This window comes from Streptococcus sp. 263_SSPC, assembly GCF_001071995.1.
Taxonomy (GTDB): Bacteria; Bacillota; Bacilli; order Lactobacillales; family Aerococcaceae; genus Granulicatella.
On record NZ_JVNU01000049.1, the window covers coordinates 1 to 19,586 of the forward strand.

Sequence of the window (19,586 nt, forward strand, 5' to 3'; positions counted from 1 at the left end):
CCAGCCGCACCTTCCGATACGGCTACCTTGTTACGACTTCACCCCAATCATCTATCCCACCTTAGGCGGCTGGCTCCAAAAGGTTACCTCACCGACTTTGGGTGTTACAAACTCTCGTGGTGTGACGGGCGGTGTGTACAAGACCCGGGAACGTATTCACCGCGGCGTGCTGATCCGCGATTACTAGCGATTCCGGCTTCATGTAGGCGAGTTGCAGCCTACAATCCGAACTGAGAATGGCTTTAAGAGATTCGCTTACCCTCGCGAGTTCGCTGCTCGTTGTACCATCCATTGTAGCACGTGTGTAGCCCAAGTCATAAGGGGCATGATGATTTGACGTCATCCCCACCTTCCTCCGGTTTGTCACCGGCAGTCTCACTAGAGTGCCCAACTCAATGCTGGCAACTAGTAATAAGGGTTGCGCTCGTTGCGGGACTTAACCCAACATCTCACGACACGAGCTGACGACAACCATGCACCACCTGTCACTTTGTCCCCGAAGGGAAAGCTCTATCTCTAGAGTGGTCAAAGGATGTCAAGACTTGGTAAGGTTCTTCGCGTTGCTTCGAATTAAACCACATGCTCCACCGCTTGTGCGGGTCCCCGTCAATTCCTTTGAGTTTCAACCTTGCGGTCGTACTCCCCAGGCGGAGTGCTTAATGCGTTAACTGCAGCACTGAAGGGCGGAAACCCTCCAACACTTAGCACTCATCGTTTACGGCGTGGACTACCAGGGTATCTAATCCTGTTTGCTACCCACGCTTTCGAGCCTCAGCGTCAGTTACAGACCAGAGAGTCGCCTTCGCCACTGGTGTTCCTCCATATATCTACGCATTTCACCGCTACACATGGAATTCCACTCTCCTCTTCTGCACTCAAGTTCCCCAGTTTCCAATGACCCTCCCCGGTTGAGCCGGGGGCTTTCACATCAGACTTAAGGAACCGCCTGCGCTCGCTTTACGCCCAATAAATCCGGACAACGCTTGCCACCTACGTATTACCGCGGCTGCTGGCACGTAGTTAGCCGTGGCTTTCTGGTTAGATACCGTCAAGGCGCTAACAGTTACTCTAGCACTTGTTCTTCTCTAACAACAGAGTTTTACGATCCGAAAACCTTCTTCACTCACGCGGCGTTGCTCCGTCAGACTTGCGTCCATTGCGGAAGATTCCCTACTGCTGCCTCCCGTAGGAGTTTGGGCCGTGTCTCAGTCCCAATGTGGCCGATCACCCTCTCAGGTCGGCTATGCATCACGGCCTTGGTGAGCCGTTACCTCACCAACTAGCTAATGCACCGCGGGTCCATCCATCAGCAGAAGCTTGCGCCTCTTTTCCTCTTCAAACCATGCGGTTCGAAGACCTATGCGGTTTTAGCATCCGTTTCCGAATGTTATCCCCCTCTGATGGGCAGGTTACCCACGTGTTACTCACCCGTTCGCCACTAGATTGACCAGTGCAAGCACCGGTCGCTCTCGTTCGACTTGCATGTATTAGGCACGCCGCCAGCGTTCGTCCTGAGCCAGGATCAAACTCTCATGAAAAATTTGAATTTTCATGAGCTTTGAAAAGCTCATTTTAATTACTGACTTATTGTATCTCTTTAAGAGATAAGAAATTGTTGTTTCTTCATTAAAAATAATGAAGTCCCTACACATTTGGTTCGTCTTCTTTGTTCAGTTTTCAAAGGTCAATCGTTGTTTTGCAACAACTCCTATATATTAGCATAATATAGGTCTTTCGTCAAACGATTACGTCTGCTGTTTTCAAAACTTTTTTGAAAATGTTTTAAAAGCGAACGTTCGCTTCACAGTGATATTAATTTATCATAACTGATAGGCAATTTCAACTAAAATGACGCTATTTTTAGTAAGAATTTTTTATGAAAAAACTTCAAATAAAATGTTTGCAGAAATGCTTTTTCAAACATAAAAGAAGACCTCGGCAAACTCACCAAAGTCTTCTTTTTGAATTTGTTTACTATATTATAGTAGAAACTAGTTCTCGAAATCCTCGAGCCACTCTTTTTTGATGTTCTTTTCAAGGTTTTGTTGACGTTTATCTTCTTCCATTTTTGGCATCATAATAAACGCATCTCCAAAACTATCTAAATCATACTCATCATTGACTAGTTCCTCTTTCAATGTTTCAGGAACTTCGAGTTTTTCTTTTTTAAGGAAATCTTCCTTTTTGAGACGAATAGACATATCTATTCTCCTTTCGCCAAACGGTCTTCAAATACTTTTATCTTTTCTAATAATACAGTATTTTTATTCAGTCTGGCAAATGCGGCAGCGTCTCTTATTAATTCTTTAACTTCTTCTTGCTCAAATTTATTTTCATAAGCATTTTCAGCTAGTAAATATTTGATTCGCGCTAAGTAGTAAGTAACATGATTTTCCCCACAAATCGTTACCCCTCGGCGTAATAACACATCACTTGTATCATATTCCTTAATCGTCGCATAAAATGTTGCTGCGTAATATAGGACTGTTAGGACACGACAAACATCTTCTACAGATTCGATGGTATAGGAATCAATTTGGTGAATAGCTTTTTCAAAGAAGTATTCTGCCTTATCATAATCGGCTTGATTCATATAAATAAGTCCAATTCCGGTATATGCTAAAAAGATATACTTATTATCTACGTCTGAATGATCCGCTAATAATTGATTAAAATAGAAGAAACTATCTGCATCATCTTTGTTCATTAAGGTTTGTGTGAAACCTTTTAAGTATAAATATCGCCACTCTTGTTGAGTTGTCAGATGTGCAACATTAATACTCTTAATCAGCTCTTCTGCTTCTTCATATTCCATACTCACGATATTGAATTCTATTTTATCAAGTTTCTTATTTAACACTGAGTCTTTAATCGCTACAGATGGAAATAACTCCCCTACGTCCATTTGCAACTTTTTGCAAAGCAAGGTCAATATTTTCATTGAAGGAATTTGACCGTGATTTTCGAATCGACTCAATGTAGCTTGTGTACAAATACCCTCACTCAATTCAATTTGAGATAAACCTAGTTCTTTTCTTCGATTCACAAAAATTTGAATATCCATAAATATCTCCTTTCTTTTATTTAATATATGTTCCCTATATCAAATTTATTATACCTTTATTTATCAATATATCCAAAGGAAAAACTTCATTTTGGTAGAGTTTTGTGGGATTTTTTCTTTTTTTCTGAATGAAAATGACGATTATATATTATTTTATATAAGTGTTTTTTATAATTTTGAAAGTTATTTTCATTACAAATAATTTCATAAAAATGCTTGATATAATAATCATTCTAAGCGTTATTCTTTAAAAGTCGATTTTGAAAGCACAAAAAAAGCTTATGACCGAAACGGTCATAAGCTTTCATTTTTCTATTCTGCGATTTCGACAACTAGGTAACGATGTGGTTCTTTACCTTCTGAGTGAGTTGAAATGCGTTTGTTTTTACTTAACGCAGCGTGAATTTGTTTTCTTTCATACGCTGGAAGTGGTTCTAAGTAAACAGGTTGTTTTGTTTTTAATACTTTACGAGCAGTTCTTTCCGCAATTTGTTGTAGTGTTTCACTACGACGTGCACGGTAGTCACCAACATCGACTTGAACTGAAATACGTCCTTTGATGAAGCGGTGTACAGATACTTGCGCAAGTACTTGTAAAGCATTCAAGATTTTACCGTGTTTTCCGATTAAAAGACCTTGTTTGTCTGTGTCGAATACGAAAGTCATGCGGTCACGACGTGCTTCAACTGTTACTGTTGCTTCAGCGCCGTATGTTTTAGCGATGCCTTCTAAGTATTCTTTTGTCACACGAGCAGCTTCTTCTAATTGATCTACAGTTTCTTCGTAGTCTGCTTCTCCTACTTCTTCGTCTTCGAAATCATCATCTTCGAAGTCTTCTTCAGGAACTTCCACAGTTTCTACTGTTTCGACAGTTGTTTCTTCCACTGCTTCAACAGCAGGTTCCACAACTTCTTCTACTGCTTCTTCGCTAACCATTGTAGCAACTGGTGTTAATTCCACTTCAGCATTTTTTTGACCGAAGCCAAACAATCCTTTTTTACCTTCAGAAATGACTTCCACAAACACTTGGTCTTGCGGTAATCCTAACTGACGTAATCCTTTTTGGATTGCTTTTTCTACTGAAACGTCACTTACTTTAATTGTATTTGTCATCGTAAACTCTCCTACTCTATAAAAATCATTGTTATTATCTCATGATTGAGACATTTCAACAAGAGCTCTATAAGAATTATTTTCCGTGTCTTCTTTTCGCTTTTTCGAGCGCTCTTGCACGGCGTTTTTTCTCAGCGGCAATCGCTTTTTGCTCTTCTTGGAATTTAAATGGATTATTTAATAGTAATGTTTGGCCTACCATAAATACGTTTCCGACTACCCAGTAGAGTGATAACGCACTTGATAACCCAAGAGACATAAATAGGATCATTGCTGGCATGACATACATCATAACTTTACCAGCGCCACCAGTATCTTGCATTTTCATTGATAACCATGTTGTGATGTACGTAGTTAATGCTGCTAAGACTGGTAAGATGAAATATGGGTCTGGTTGGTCTAATTGGAACCATAAGAAATGACCTGTTTTCAATACGTCTGTACGGCTGATTGCTTGATACAATGCCATCATGACTGGCAATTGAATTAATAATGGTAAACATCCAGCATATTGGTTGATACCTTCACGCTCATATAAAGCGTTCATTTCAGCTTGAAGCATTTCTTGTGTTGCACGGTCGCGTGCTGAATACTTCTCACGTAAAGCTTTAATTTCTGGTTGAAGAATCGCTTGTTTACGCGTGCTTTGGTATTGGAAGTGCATTAAAGGAACCATAATTAAACGAGTAATAATCGTAAAGACGATAATCCCTAAACCGTAACTTCCACCTAATAGGTTTGATAACCAGATGATAAATTGAGATAAATTATATAGAACAATTCGATCCCAGAATCCTGTACTAGACTCCGTAATTGGAGAAGTTCCACAGGCCGCTAAAAATAAAGTTAAAACTGCTAATGATAAAATCAATTGGCTTTTTTTCTTCACTGAAAAGTCCCACCTTTTAGAATATTTAATTTTCAACGATTCCTACTATATATAGGAATCTTAATTTTTAGGTAATAATGTAGCTAATTTTAAAACATGCATCATACTGCTTTTCATTTCTTGATAAGACATTTGTACGATGGGTTGACGAGCAATGACGATAAAATCTACATCTTGCGCCAATTGGTCGTCCAGTTCCATTAAAATATGACGGATTCTTCTTTTTAGACGATTACGCGTAACCGCATTTCCAAGTTTTTTGCTGACAGAGATTCCCACACGAAAATGGGATTGGTCTTCCTTATTATATTGATAAATAACGAATTGACGGTTCGCTGTCGATTTTCCCTTGTGGAATACTTTTTGAAATTCGCGGTCTTTCTTTACTCGAAACGATTTCTTCATCTACTTGAATCTCTCCAGTCACTCAAATGGTTTTTAAAAAAAAAGACCACTGAGACGTTCAGTGATCTAAGCTGCTAAAACTTTTCTACCTTTACGGCGTCTGCTTGCTAATACTCTACGGCCATTTTTTGTGCTCATACGTTTACGGAATCCGTGAACTTTTTGACGTTTGCGTTTGCTTGGTTGATATGTTCTTTTCATTCGTGTGCACCTCCTACTGTAAATGAAATATCTAGTCTCCCTAGACAGTCTAGTACATTATAAATATAAAATGTTTACTTGTCAATATAAACTATCTAATCACTAAATTACTGAAGTATCATAACATAATCAGACTAAAAATTTCTACAAATAACTGTCTATTTTGTTCTATTTTTTTAATTATTCACATCGATGGTGGATAGTTTTTTTGCATAAAAGACGATTTCCACAGACTTATAAACAATTTATCCACAAAATAACAATCTGTTTACAAAAATTATGCACAATGGTGGATAACTCTATTAAATTCCTTTTATATCAACTTTCTTCATTGTTTATAACTGCTAATTTTATGTGCATATCTCTGTGAATATCCACTTTATTCTTCGATTTATCCACCGTTTTGTGGATAAAGTTATCAAAAATAATCTTTTTTTGTGATTTTATCAATCCTATTGTGGAAAACTTTTTGGAAAGATGGTACACTGTTAAATGGATTAGAATCTTGAAAACGATATAAGGAGGTGCATTTATGAATTCCATCCAAGAATTTTGGAAACTATTATTAGAACACTTTGAAAAAACAAATTCCGAATTTACCTTTAATCACTGGATTAAACCAGCTGAACCGATTCGAATTGAACAAAATATTCTCTATATTAAAGTGCCTTCTAAGACATTTGCGAGATATTGGCAAGATAACCTCATCAGAGACATTATGGAAATTGGATATGATTACTTTAGACAATCTTTTGAACCACGTTTTATCGATTCAGAAGATGAAGGTCCAGTAAATACTCCATTCCACCAAGGAATCGAAGAAATTCAACCAAATATTCCTGAAACTCCTACAATGGTTGCCATCGAGGAAGACTCGCATTTGAATCCTAAATATACATTTGAAACTTTCATTATTGGGAAAGGAAATCAAATGGCCACGGCTGCCGCGCATTACGTTGCGGATAATCCTGGTAATACCTACAACCCTCTTTTCTTCTATGGAGGTGTAGGACTTGGAAAAACTCATTTAATGCAAGCGATTGGGAATAAATATAAGAAGAGCCATCCAAACGCACGTGTCAAATACGTGACGAGTGAAGAGTTTATGAATGAAATGATCGCTTCGATTGGATCAAAAACACCGCAAGAATTCCGCAATCGTTACCGTAATGTGGATATCTTATTGGTCGATGATATTCAATTCTTAGCGAAAAAAGAAGCGACTCAAGAAGAGTTCTTCCATACATTTAATGCGCTTTTCAATAACCAAAAACAAATCGTATTAACGAGTGACCGTCAACCAACGGAAATTAAAGAATTACAAGAACGTCTCGTATCTCGTTTCGTATCTGGTTTATCCGTAGATATTACGCCACCAGACTTAGAAACGCGTATTGCGATCCTGCAAAATAAAGCCACTTCTCTTGGTTTCAATATTCCAATTGAAGTATTGAGTTATGTCGCAGGTCATATTCAATCAAACGTCCGTGAATTAGAAGGAGCTCTTATGCGTCTTCAAGCATACTCAGTGATGGTCGGACAAGATATTTCGACAGACTTAGCTGCAGAAGCGTTGCAATCGTTCCTTCCTGGAGGCGATGAGAAGCTTCTTACAGTTCATGATATCCAAAGCGCCGTTGCGAAATACTATAATATTACAGTAGAAGATATTAAAGGAAAGAAAAGAACGAAGACGATGGTTCAACCGCGTCAAATCGCGATGTATCTTTCTCGTGAATTAACACGTGTTTCTCTTCAAAAGATTGGTGCTGATTTTGGTCGTGACCACTCAACGGTTATTCACGCCTATGAAAAAATTAGCCAAGAAGCTAAAGATGATCCAGAAACGATTCGCGTGATTAATGAAATCAAGCATTCGCTCGGTTATTAAGCTGTGGATAAGTGCCATAAAACGGTGGAGTTTTCCACAATGGTTATCCACAATTGAAAATGGTCTCTGTTATAAGGAAAATGGACTTTTCCACAATATACACAGGCCCTACTACTATTACTATTTTATTAATAAATAAATTAAATATAAAAGCACACCCAAAAGGAGGCAGTTATGAAATTTTCAGTAAACAGACAAGGGTTCTTAAAAAATCTTGTAGATGTGCAACGTGCAATTCCATCAAAAACAACAATTCCGATTTTGACAGGGATTAAATTAGTTGCAAGTGAAGAAGGATTAACATTAACAGGTAGTGATTCCGAAGTTTCTATCGAAGTATTCTTACCAATCGAAGACGAAGAATTACAATTAACAGTCCAAGAACCAGGTAGCATCGTTCTTCCTGCTCGTTTCTTTGGAGAAATCGTTAAAAAATTACCTTTAAATGTATTCACACTTGAAACAAACGATCAATTACAAGCAACAATTACAGCAGGTAATGCATCATTTACATTAAATGGATTATCAGCAGTAGATTATCCACAATTACCAGAAATCGAAAAAAATCATGTCATTACAATTCCTGTTCCATTATTTAGACAAGTAATTGTACAAACAGCCGTTGCCGTTTCAACTGCAGAATCTCGTCCAATCTTAACAGGGATTCATATGGTAATTAAAGACAACCAATTAAAAGCAGTCGCAACGGACTCTCACCGTCTAAGCCAACGTATCATTCCGCTACAAATGCCAGCTGGAAGTGATGCATTGACATTCGAGATGACTTTACCTGGTAAAACATTATTAGAATTATCTCGTATTATCGACGGATTAGAAACAATCGATTTCGCGATTACAGATAATCAAATCTTGTTCCAAACAGAAACATTATCATTCTACTCTCGTTTATTAGAAGGAATGTACCCAGATACAGACCGTTTAATTAACGACGGAGCGAACACTTCTATTACAGTGGTTGCGAGCGAACTTGTAGCAGCTGTAGAACGTGCTTCATTAATGTCACATACGGATAAAAACAATATCGCGACATTAACACTTTCACCGGAACGTATTCTATTAACAGGTAAATCTCCTGAAGTGGGTACGGTTGAAGAAGAAATCGCTGTGGAAAACTTCGAAGGAGCTCCACTTGAAATTTCATTCAACCCTGACTACTTAAAAGAAGCGTTGAAATTATTCGGTTCTTCAGAAGCTGTGATCAACTTCTTAGAAGCAAACCGTCCGTTCACATTGAAACTAAAAGAAGACCACTCTGGTATTCCACATAGCTTCATTCAATTAGTGACACCTGTTCGTACATTCAACGGGTAATCGTAAGTTATCAAACTTTCACTCGAGCTTTCGTTTTGAAGGCTCGAGTTTTTTTATTTTTAACCCTCATCTGCTCAATTTCCCGAAATTCACTTATAAGTGAATTTTGGGCAGCACGATTTTGGGGTGATTTTTGGCCCAAAACTTTCAATTTTTGAAAAAATCCTATTAAATTTTGTTTTTCGTTTTTTTAGGCTTTTTTGTTATTTTTGACCCAAAATTGAAATAACCCCCTAAATTTTGCAATTTCTTTGCGAAAAGCGTGTAAAAATTGTATAATATTGTAGAGTTATTCTACTTAAAAATATGTGAGCATGCATGAGTTTAATGGAGTTCTCACCAATATCCATTAGAAAAGAGGAAGTTCATGACAACTATCGTATCGATCTCTGATGAGTACATTACATTAGGGCAATTTTTAAAACATATTGACGTCATTACAACGGGCGGACAAGCAAAATGGTACCTGCAAGAATATACAGTTTTTGTAGATGGAGAGTTAGAAAATCGACGTGGTAGAAAATTATATCCGAATACACGTGTCGAAATACCTGATGAAGGTATTTTTATTGTGAAAGAAATGAAATCGGATGAAAATGATTTGAACATACATGACGCATGAAGCTGACTAATTTACAATTACAAAACTTTCGTAATTATGAATCTGTCCAACTAGAGTTTACAGACGGTGTGCATGTTTTTATTGGTGAAAATGCACAAGGGAAAACCAACCTGATGGAGTCGATTTACGCCTTGGCGATGACAAAGAGCCACCGTACGACAAACGACAAAGAACTGATTGGATGGAATAAAGAGTTTGCGACGATTAAAGGGACCGTTGAAAAAACAACGACAAAGACGAATTTAGAATTGCAATTTTCTAAAAAAGGAAAAATCGCGAAAGTGAATTATTTGGAGCAAAAACGACTCAGTTCCTACCTTGGAAATTTGAATGTCATTCTATTTGCCCCAGAGAACCTCACGCTTGTTAAAGGGTCTCCGCAAAACAGACGTAAATTCGTGGATATGGAACTTGGACAAATGAGTTCCCTCTACCTCTATGATTTAGTGGAATATAATCGCGTCTTAAAACAGCGCAATACGTATTTTAAGCAGCTAGCCATTAAGAAAAAGCAGCCGGACGAATACTTAGATGTTTTAAGCGAGATGTTAAGCGAGTTAGCTAGTAAAATCGTCTTTCATCGTCTCGATTTTATGAAGCAATTGGAGGCTTTAGCCATTCCGATTCATGACCAGTTATCGCTTGGTCGTGAGAAATTCTCGGTGTCGTATCAAGCAACGATTCCCCTGGAGGATGGTTTAACACCTGAGCAAATGAAAGAAATTTATATGAATCAATTCAAGAAAAATCAAACTCGTGAGGCGGATCAAGCCACAACGCTGATTGGACCGCACCGTGACGATTTGATTTTTTATTTGAATGAGGTTCCGGTTCAAACGTACGGTTCGCAAGGACAGCAACGTTCGACCGTTCTGAGTTTGAAGCTTGCGGAAATCGAATTGATGAAATTATCGACAGGCGAGTATCCTCTTCTACTATTAGATGACGTTCTTTCCGAACTCGATGATGATAGACAAACTCATCTGATTAAGGCCATCGAAAATAAGGTGCAAACCTTTATTACGACAACGAGCCTGGATGGGATTAAGCAACAATTTATTAATGAACCAGTCGTAATACCGATTGAAAAAGGAACTATTTTAAAAACGGAGAGTGAGAATTAGCATATGACAGAAGAAAACAAAGCTGAATTAGCTGCGCAATATGATGCCAGTCAGATTCAAGTATTAGAAGGACTCGAAGCTGTTCGTAAACGTCCTGGGATGTATATTGGTTCAACAAGTAGTGCCGGGTTGCACCACCTTGTTTGGGAAATCGTGGATAACTCAATCGACGAAGCGTTGGCTGGGTTTGCGACACATATCGAAATCGAAATCACGAAAGAAAACCACATTCGCGTAACCGATGATGGACGTGGGATTCCGGTTGATATTCAAGAAAAAACAGGTCGTCCTGCCGTAGAAACTGTATTTACAGTGCTTCACGCCGGTGGTAAATTCGGCGGCGGAGGCTATAAAGTTTCTGGGGGTCTTCACGGGGTTGGGGCTTCTGTTGTTAATGCTCTTTCAACAGACTTAACCGTTCAAGTATTTAAAGATGGCAACATTTATGAGCAATCTTATAAACGTGGTGCTGTTTTAGATGACTTAAAAATCATTGGTAAAACAGATAAACATGGTACAAGCGTATACTTTGTACCAGACCCTGAAATTTTCCAAGAAACAACTGTCTTTGAATTTGATAAATTAGCCAACCGTGTGCGTGAATTAGCGTTCTTGAATAAAGGATTAAAATTAACAATCACAGATTTCCGCGAAGAAGAGCCAGTTAGAAAATCTTTCTGCTACGAAGGCGGGATTAAGAGCTATATTGAACACTTAAATAAATCAAAACAAGTGTTATTCGAAGAGCCAATTTATGTAGAAGGAGAACAAGATGGCATTCAAGTAGAAGTGGCTATGCAATACACTTCTGGATACCATACAAACCTTCTCAGCTTTACAAATAATATCCACACTTATGAAGGTGGTACTCACGAATCAGGGATGAAGACGGCCTTAACACGTGTGATTAACGATTACGCGCGTCGTCAAAAATTGATGAAAGAAAACGAAGAAAAACTAAGCGGTGAAGATGTCCGTGAAGGGTTAACAGCCGTTATTTCCATCAAACACCCTGATCCACAGTTCGAAGGACAAACAAAAACGAAATTAGGAAACTCTGAAGCTCGTACGATTACAGACCGTCTGTTCTCAACACACTTCGATAAATTCTTAATGGAAAATCCTCAAGTCGCTCGTAAGATTGTTGAAAAAGGGATTTTAGCTTCGAAAGCACGTCTTGCTGCAAAACGTGCGCGTGAAGTGACTCGTAAGAAATCTGGTTTAGAAATTTCAAACTTACCAGGTAAATTAGCAGACTGCTCAAGCAATGACCCAACGATTTCTGAATTATTCATCGTCGAAGGGGATTCTGCGGGTGGTTCAGCAAAACAAGGACGTTCACGTCATTTCCAAGCGATTTTACCAATCCGCGGGAAAATCTTGAACGTTGAAAAAGCAACACTCGATAAAATTTTAGCCAACGAAGAAATTCGTTCGCTGTTTACAGCGATGGGAACTGGTTTTGGTGGAGATTTTGATTTATCGAAAGCTCGTTACCAAAAATTAGTCATCATGACCGATGCCGATGTCGATGGAAGTCACATTCGTACATTGCTCATTACTCTTTTCTATCGTTATATGCGCCCTGCAGTGGAAGCTGGATATATTTATATCGCGCAACCACCTCTTTACAAGTTGAAACAAGGTAAAAACGAATACTACATTCAAAATGATAAAGAGCTTGAAGAAAAACTAAAAGAATTACCAGCACATCCAAAACCACAATTATCACGATACAAAGGTCTTGGGGAAATGGATGCGGAACAATTATGGGAAACAACCATGAATCCTGAAAACCGTTCAATGTTACAAGTATCAGTGGAAGATGCTGCAGAAGCGGATCAAATTTTAGATATCTTGATGGGTGACCGTGTAGAACCACGTCGTGAATTCATCGAAAGCAATGCGAAATATGTCAATATGGAAGATTTAGATATCTAATTTAGTAAATGAATTTGAAGAGAAGAATAGAAAAGGAGACGAATTATGTCTGAAGAAGTGAAACACTTTGAAGAAACTTTTGAATCAACTGATTTAGTGCATACCATGCGTAAATCATTTCTAGAGTATTCGATGAGTGTTATTGTATCGCGTGCCCTACCAGATGTACGCGATGGATTAAAACCAGTACACCGTCGTATTTTATATGGAATGAGTGAACTTGGAGTGACACCGGACAAACCGCATAAAAAATCTGCGCGTATTGTCGGGGACGTAATGGGTAAATATCACCCACACGGTGACTCTGCAATTTACGATGCCATGGTTCGTATGGCACAAGATTTCTCATACCGTTACCCATTAATTGATGGACACGGTAACTTCGGTTCTGTCGATGGAGACGGCGCCGCTGCGATGCGTTATACAGAGGCTCGTATGAGTAAAATTGCTCTTGAAATGCTTCGCGATATTAACAAAGATACGATTAATTTCCGTGATAACTACGATTCAACAGAACGTGAACCGGAAGTTTTACCAGCACGTATTCCAAACTTATTAGTCAACGGTGCAACAGGGATTGCCGTAGGGATGGCAACAAACATTCCACCACATAACTTGGCGGAAGTCATTTCTGCTCTTCACTTATTAATGAAGAACCCTGATGTCACAACTACTGAATTGATGGAAGCTCTCCCTGGACCTGACTTCCCAACTGGAGGACTTGTCTTAGGTAAATCTGGAATTCGTCGTGCGTACGAAACAGGACGCGGATCGATTACGGTTCGTGGACGCGTACAAATCGAAGAATTGAAAAACGGAAAAGAACGCATCATCATTACTGAATTACCATATATGGTAAATAAAGCGCGTTTAGTAGAACGTATCGCACAATTACACCACGAGAAGAAAATCGAAGGAATTACTTACTTAAACGATGAATCTGACCGTGTCGGTATGCGTGTCGTCATCGAAGTACGTCGTGATGTTTCAGCATCCGTTGTATTAAATAATTTATACAAATTAACACCATTACAATCAAACTTCGGATTCAACATGCTTGCGATTGTAAATCAAGAGCCAAAAGTATTGAGCTTAAAAGAAATTTTACGCCACTACTTAGATCACCAAGAAGAAGTCGTTCGTCGTCGTAGCTTATTCGATAAGAAGAAAGCGGAAGACCGCGCTCATATTTTAGAAGGGTTACAAATCGCCTTAGACCATATCGATGCGATTGTGGCCATCTTAAGAAGTTCAGCAAGTGGAGATATCGCTAAAGAACGCTTCATGAATGAATACGGCTTAAGCGATAAACAAGCACAAGCGATTCTTGATATGCGTATGGTTCGTTTAACAGGATTAGAACGCGAGAAAATCGATGCAGAATACAACGAATTACAAGCTACAATTCAATATTTAGAAAAAGTATTAGCGAGCGAAGAACTTCGTTACGAAATCATCGAACAAGAGCTTCTTGAAATTCAACAACGTTTCGACAATCCTCGTCGTACAGAATTACTAGTCGGAGAAGCATTAAGCCTTGAAGATGAAGATTTAATCGAACAAGAAGATGTCGTGATTACATTAACGAAGAATGGATATATCAAACGTCTTGCTAACACTGAATTCAAGGCACAACGCCGTGGAGGACGTGGGGTTCAAGGAATGAGCGTCCATGATGATGACTACGTGGAAAACATGATTTCATGTTCAACACACGATTCACTCCTCTTCTTTACGAATACAGGGAAAGTGTACCAAGCAAAAGGGTATGAAATTCCTGAATATAGCCGTACAGCAAAAGGATTACCAGTTATCAACTTATTAAACATTGATTCAGCTGAGAAAATTCAAGCGATTATCAGTGTTCCAGAATCAGATGAATCAGAACGTTACTTGTTCTTCACAACATTACGTGGAACGGTAAAACGTGTTCGTCTATCAGAATTCAAGAATATCCGTACAAATGGTCTTCGTGCCATCCAATTACGCGAAGATGATGAATTGATCCGTGTAGTAGTCACAAGCGGAAATGATGGCATCATCCTCGGAACTTATCACGGTAACGCTGTAAGCTTCCATGAAGATAAAGTTCGTGCGATGGGTCGTACCGCTTCAGGTGTTCGTGGGGTTTCTCTACGTGAAGGCGACTATGTCATCGGAATGGATATTTTAACGCCAGACCGTGAAGTATTAGTAGTCAGCGAAAAAGGTTACGGAAAACGTACAGCTGCGAGCGAATACGCATTGAAAGGCCGTGGCGTGAAAGGGGTTCGTACACTTCGTATTACTGAGAAAAATGGACCACTTGTCTGCCTACGTACTGTAACTGGAGACGAAGACTTACTTATCATGACGAATAAAGGGGTTATCATTAGATTCCATGCCGAAGACGTGTCTCAAACAGGCCGTGGCGCACTTGGAGTTCGTATGATGCGTCTCGATCAAGATGCGATTGTAAGTTCATTAGCGATTGTAGACCGCGAAGACGAAACAGAAGAAGCTTCTGAAACGACTGAATCTACGACTGAATCAGCAGCAACAGAAACACCAACTGCATCTCTTTCAGATGAAGCTATCAAAGGCAATATGAAAGACTTTGCGCAACAATTAGTCGACGAAGAAAATGAATAATCAGTAAGAGACTGAATCACTCTATAAAATCGATTACTACGAATCCTTACGGATATCTTCATAATAGTGATAATAGGGCACCGGTTCGAGCCGAAGTCTCTCGCCTTTAAAGCCTCAAAGCTGGAGTAAGGAATAAATTCCTAACTCCAGCTTTTTCGTATTTAATGCTATCCCCTATTATCACTATTATAGAATCCGTAAGATTCTTCGTAATCTTAATGAGTGCTTTTACTATTCAGTTTCTAATTATTACGCTTTAAAAAAAGAAATACACCTAAAATGTTAGATAGAGTTTTTAGCAAAAAAATCCTATTTTTACGCAAAAAAGTACTATTTTTTAGTATTATTAGCTGTATAATAAGGGTGAAATAATCCATAAGGAGGAATAAATATGATTGAATTTCGTAATGTATCAAAAGTATATGATCAAACCGTCGCTTTAGATGGACTCAACTTAACGATTGAAAGTGGAAAAATTATTGGATTAATCGGACATAACGGGGCTGGTAAATCAACTACCATCAAATCGCTCGTGAGCGTTATCCATCCAACTAGCGGAGAAATTATTGTGGACGGACAAGAATTGTCATCCAATCGACTAGCTATTAAAGAAAAAATTGGCTATGTAGCTGATAGTCCAGACCTATTCTTACGCTTAACAGCTAATGAATTCTGGGAATTAGTCGCTTCTTCTTATGGTATGACATTAGACGAAGTAGAAAGTCGCCTTGCTTATTTACTAGAATTATTTGATTTTGAAGGACATCGCTATGAAGTCATTGATTCGTTCTCACACGGGATGCGTCAAAAAGTATTCGTCATCGGCGCGCTTTTATCAGACCCTGAAATTTGGGTACTCGATGAACCAATGACAGGTCTTGACCCACAAGCTTCTTATGACTTGAAGAAATTAATGCGTGAACATGCTGATAAAGGCAATACCGTTCTCTTCTCGACACACGTTTTAGAAGTGGCAGAACAACTCTGCGATAAGATTGCAATTTTGAAAAAAGGAAAACTACTCTTCTACGGTACGATTCAAGAGTTGAAAGGCCAACAACCAGATAGCACGCTTGAAGAAATCTACTTATCACTAGCCGGTAGACAAGAAGGAGTGGATTCACATGCGGTTTAATCGAATTCTTACGCTGGTGAAGACCAATTTAATTTTTGCGACGCAACCGGCACAATTACAAAATTATCGAAAGAAACAAGCGAAAAATCCATCGAAACCCGTGAATGTGGCTATGAAAACATTGACGCAACAATTGCTATTTGTGGTGATGTTTGGAGCTTTATTTGGAATTCCAGGAGCGATGTTAGGACGTTCATACCCTCCACTTCAATTTGGAACGACGGTTTTCTTATTCTTGATGATTTTAATTTCGCAAGCATTGCCAGCTATTTACAATGTCTTTTATGAAAGTAAAGACTTCGAATCGTATTTACCTTATGCCTTTACGGAATTAGAGGTTGTACTTGGGAAGAGCCTTTCGATTGTAGTGGCTACATTGCAAGGATTACTTCCAATCGTGATGTTATTTGGAATCCACGTGTATTTTTCAGGAGGCTTCATCCTTCTCACGATTCCGATTGCCTTATTAGGGGCGCTTATTCTTAGTGCGATTGTTTACTTATTGATGTTTCTACTCTGCTTCTTCCTCGCGAAGATTCCACTGTTTAGAAAATATCAATCCGTAATTGCGAATATTTTAGTTTTCGTGATTTCTCTTGGGGCCATTATTGGTTATCAATTCATGGCGTCAAAATCGATGGTGAATACTGTATTAACAGGAAAAATGCCAGCTTTCATTCAACCAGTACTCGCCTTCTATAATGCGATTTTAGATCCATTCGATATGAGTGTTTATCCGATGATTGGATTCGTGATTTTAGTATTTGTGGCGATTTTACTACTCGTGAAGTTCATTGTCTTGCCAAACTTCTACCAAGCCGTTTCGCAAACATCGTCTTCGAAAGTAAAAATCGAACGTGTGAAACAAATGGAGTTAGATGGCAGCAAGCTTTCAACGAAATTCGTGATTCGCTATACGCTTCGTCAATTAATGGAAGGTTCGGTATTAACGCAAACGATTATTAGTGCGGGAATATTACCATATCTCCTCTTAATTCCAGCAGTTTTAAATTTTCCGGGTGGTCCGACAGGATTTAGTTTTATGAACCTCCTAAACCTAAACACCTTCTTACCATTTGCGATGCTTATTACCTTCATTGCATTCTTTAATACTGGAGGAAACAACTTATCAGCGGTCGGAATTTCACTCGAGAGAGAAAACTATTATTATCTAAAAGTTCTTCCATTCGATATGCACCAGTTTTTAGAACGTAAATTCTGGATTCTCTTTGCGATTCAATCTATCATTCCAGTCATTCTTATGACGGTTATTTGTACGGTGCTTCGCTTACCGATTTATATGACCTTGGGCATCATTCTCTCATGGGGAATTATCAGTCTAGGGCTTAGCCGTTGGGGATACGCGAGAGACTTGAAGCTGTTTACCCCAACGTGGACGAATGTCATCGAACTCTTAAACCGTATGCGTAGCGGATTTAAGTCAGTGATTTTTGTCGTGGTTCTCTTCGGATTTATCTTCGGAGCCATTTATTTATTAATACATTTACCGGAATGGAATCGTACCTTCGTTTGGTTCATTACGATTGCGTACGTTATCGTGATTCTCGGTTTATCGATTTTTGCAACATTCTACTATAAGAAAAAATTACATGAATTAGTCGATTCTGAATAATGATGTAAGACTTAGAGCTTGTCTCTAAGTCTTTTTTATAACCTGTTCCATAGGTCTTTTACAGTATATAACCAATAGTTATAACAATCGATAGAAAAACGGTATAAGAAAACCTATTGCTATGCGGTTTGTTCTCTGTTATCCTAAGAACATGTTAATCAGACATCACAAAGAACAGGTGAGTAGAAAATAAGATTTGCTAAGAGAGTCTCGGTTGGTGGGAAGAGATGAAATTGAGTTTTTGAAGATGGCCTCGGAGTGATTTTACGTCGAATCATTAGACGTAAATGGGTAGCCCATTATAGCTGTAGAGTATAACACCCAGTGTGCGTACTCGGTAAGGTAGGATTCGTGAGGATTCTACAAAACAAGGTGGTAACACGAAAATTTCGTCCTTGCAGTAGCGATACTGTGAGGATTTTTTATTTATAGGAGGAATGACAAATGTCAAAATTACAAGCACCATTTAGAGTAGATCACGTAGGAAGTTTCTTACGTCCAAAAGAATTAGTAGAAGCAAAAGAAAAATTTGCAAAAGGTGAAATTACACGCGAGGAATTAACAGCCGTCGAAGATAAAGCCATCGAAAAGTTAGTCGAACAACAAAAGAAAGCTGGATTAAAAGGATTCACTGACGGCGAATTCCGTCGCCAATACTGGCATTTAGATTTCTTCTGGGGATTGAACGGAGTAGAACACACTCAAGCAAAAATTGGATACCAATTCCACGATGAAATTACAAAACCTGACTCAGCAGATGTCGTTGGAAAAATCACTGGTGAAAATCACCCATTCGTAGAACACTTCAAATTCTTAAAACAATTCGAAGACGAAGATTTCATCGTAAAACAAACAATCCCTGCTCCAGCGCAATTCTACTTCGAATTGATTCGTGACGCAGAGCATATTGAGCAAACTTTCTCAGTATACCCTTCAAAAGAAGAACTCTTTAAAGATATCATTGCTGCTTACAGACAAGTGATTAAAGAATTATATGATGCAGGTTGCCGTCTCTTACAAATCGATGACTGTACATGGGGTGTAATCGTAGATGATAACTTCTTAAACATCATTTCAAAAGAAAGTCATTTAACACCTGAAGAGTTAAGAAGAGAACACAAACGTGAATTCTTAGAATTAAACAACGGAATTCTAGAAGATTTACCAGAAGATTTAACAGTGAACACTCACGTATGCCGTGGTAACTTCCACTCAACATGGGCAAGTTCAGGTGGTTACGATTCAGTAAGCGACGCGTTATTCGAAGGTGAAAACGTACATGCGTACTACTTAGAATACGATACAGACCGCGCAGGAGACTTCAAGCCACTAGCAAAAGTAAACAATGGTAAGAAAGTCGTTCTTGGACTTTTAACTTCTAAATCAGGAAAATTAGAAGACAAAGATGAAGTGATTGCTCGTATTAAAGAAGCAAGTCAATATGTTCCACTAGAAGACTTATACTTAAGTACACAATGTGGATTTGCATCAACAGAAGAAGGAAATATTTTAACAGAAGAAGATCAATGGAAGAAAATTGCCTTAATTAGCGAAATCGCTCGTGAGGTATGGGGAGAATAATCATCCCGCAAGAAGAAATTCGAA

The 19,586-nt window shown here is 38.6% G+C and carries 15 protein-coding genes, 1 rRNA gene and 1 other annotated feature; of the genes, 9 read left to right on the top strand and 7 right to left on the bottom strand.

Going from position 1 to position 19,586, the window contains the following annotated elements:
* From ADH02_RS06985 to rpmH, 7 genes are all read right to left on the bottom strand, one after another.
* Positions 1-1,538: ribosomal RNA gene (locus tag ADH02_RS06985) — 16S ribosomal RNA — on the bottom strand; the annotation flags it as partial.
* 453 nt (positions 1,539-1,991) lie between these two features.
* Positions 1,992-2,201: a hypothetical protein gene (locus ADH02_RS06990; RefSeq protein ID WP_048783664.1), complete on the bottom strand. Its 210-nt coding sequence runs from the start codon at positions 2,199-2,201 to the stop codon at positions 1,992-1,994.
* A 2-nt stretch (positions 2,202-2,203) separates the two neighbouring features.
* On the bottom strand, positions 2,204-3,064 hold the full coding sequence (locus ADH02_RS06995) for a helix-turn-helix domain-containing protein (RefSeq protein ID WP_048783665.1): 861 nt from the start codon (positions 3,062-3,064) through the stop codon (positions 2,204-2,206).
* Positions 3,065-3,376: 312 nt separating this feature from the next.
* Complete coding sequence (jag, locus tag ADH02_RS07000; RefSeq protein ID WP_065427031.1) at positions 3,377-4,177, bottom strand: RNA-binding cell elongation regulator Jag/EloR; 801 nt, start codon at positions 4,175-4,177, stop codon at positions 3,377-3,379.
* A 76-nt stretch (positions 4,178-4,253) separates the two neighbouring features.
* Positions 4,254-5,066: a membrane protein insertase YidC gene (gene yidC, locus ADH02_RS07005; RefSeq protein ID WP_048783667.1), complete on the bottom strand. Its 813-nt coding sequence runs from the start codon at positions 5,064-5,066 to the stop codon at positions 4,254-4,256.
* Positions 5,067-5,126: 60 nt separating this feature from the next.
* Entirely contained in the window at positions 5,127-5,471 is a 345-nt protein-coding gene (gene rnpA / locus ADH02_RS07010; protein WP_048711119.1) for a ribonuclease P protein component, read from the bottom strand.
* Between the two features lie 66 nt (positions 5,472-5,537).
* Positions 5,538-5,672, bottom strand: coding sequence for a 50S ribosomal protein L34 (gene rpmH / locus ADH02_RS07015; RefSeq protein WP_005608206.1), 135 nt, complete (start codon positions 5,670-5,672; stop codon positions 5,538-5,540).
* 532 nt (positions 5,673-6,204) lie between these two features.
* On the opposite strand from rpmH, the gene dnaA reads away from it, so the two are divergent.
* From dnaA to ADH02_RS07060, 9 genes are all read left to right on the top strand, one after another.
* Complete coding sequence (gene dnaA, locus ADH02_RS07020; protein ID WP_048783670.1) at positions 6,205-7,563, top strand: chromosomal replication initiator protein DnaA; 1,359 nt, start codon at positions 6,205-6,207, stop codon at positions 7,561-7,563.
* A gap of 174 nt (positions 7,564-7,737) precedes the next feature.
* Positions 7,738-8,895 (top strand): DNA polymerase III subunit beta, encoded by a 1,158-nt coding sequence (gene dnaN, locus ADH02_RS07025; RefSeq protein ID WP_048783672.1) that lies wholly within the window; start codon positions 7,738-7,740, stop codon positions 8,893-8,895.
* 367 nt (positions 8,896-9,262) lie between these two features.
* Positions 9,263-9,517, top strand: coding sequence for a S4 domain-containing protein YaaA (yaaA, locus tag ADH02_RS07030; RefSeq protein WP_048783674.1), 255 nt, complete (start codon positions 9,263-9,265; stop codon positions 9,515-9,517).
* Entirely contained in the window at positions 9,514-10,641 is a 1,128-nt protein-coding gene (gene recF / locus ADH02_RS07035; RefSeq protein ID WP_048783676.1) for a DNA replication/repair protein RecF, read from the top strand. Before yaaA ends, recF begins: the two co-directional genes overlap by 4 nt.
* 3 nt (positions 10,642-10,644) lie before the next feature.
* Positions 10,645-12,582, top strand: coding sequence for a DNA topoisomerase (ATP-hydrolyzing) subunit B (gyrB, locus tag ADH02_RS07040; RefSeq protein WP_048783678.1), 1,938 nt, complete (start codon positions 10,645-10,647; stop codon positions 12,580-12,582).
* A gap of 45 nt (positions 12,583-12,627) precedes the next feature.
* Positions 12,628-15,213, top strand: coding sequence for a DNA gyrase subunit A (gene gyrA / locus ADH02_RS07045; protein ID WP_048783680.1), 2,586 nt, complete (start codon positions 12,628-12,630; stop codon positions 15,211-15,213).
* A 391-nt stretch (positions 15,214-15,604) separates the two neighbouring features.
* Positions 15,605-16,348, top strand: coding sequence for an ABC transporter ATP-binding protein (locus tag ADH02_RS07050; RefSeq protein WP_048783681.1), 744 nt, complete (start codon positions 15,605-15,607; stop codon positions 16,346-16,348).
* The gene (locus ADH02_RS07055) at positions 16,338-17,981 is read left to right on the top strand and encodes a hypothetical protein (RefSeq protein WP_048783684.1); all 1,644 of its coding nucleotides are present in this window, start codon (positions 16,338-16,340) and stop codon (positions 17,979-17,981) included. Before ADH02_RS07050 ends, ADH02_RS07055 begins: the two co-directional genes overlap by 11 nt.
* Positions 17,982-18,142: 161 nt before the next feature.
* Positions 18,143-18,381 (top strand) — a binding site (T-box leader).
* Between the two features lie 44 nt (positions 18,382-18,425).
* On the top strand, positions 18,426-19,562 hold the full coding sequence (locus tag ADH02_RS07060) for a 5-methyltetrahydropteroyltriglutamate--homocysteine S-methyltransferase (protein WP_048783686.1): 1,137 nt from the start codon (positions 18,426-18,428) through the stop codon (positions 19,560-19,562).
* Positions 19,563-19,586 lie beyond the last annotated feature (24 nt).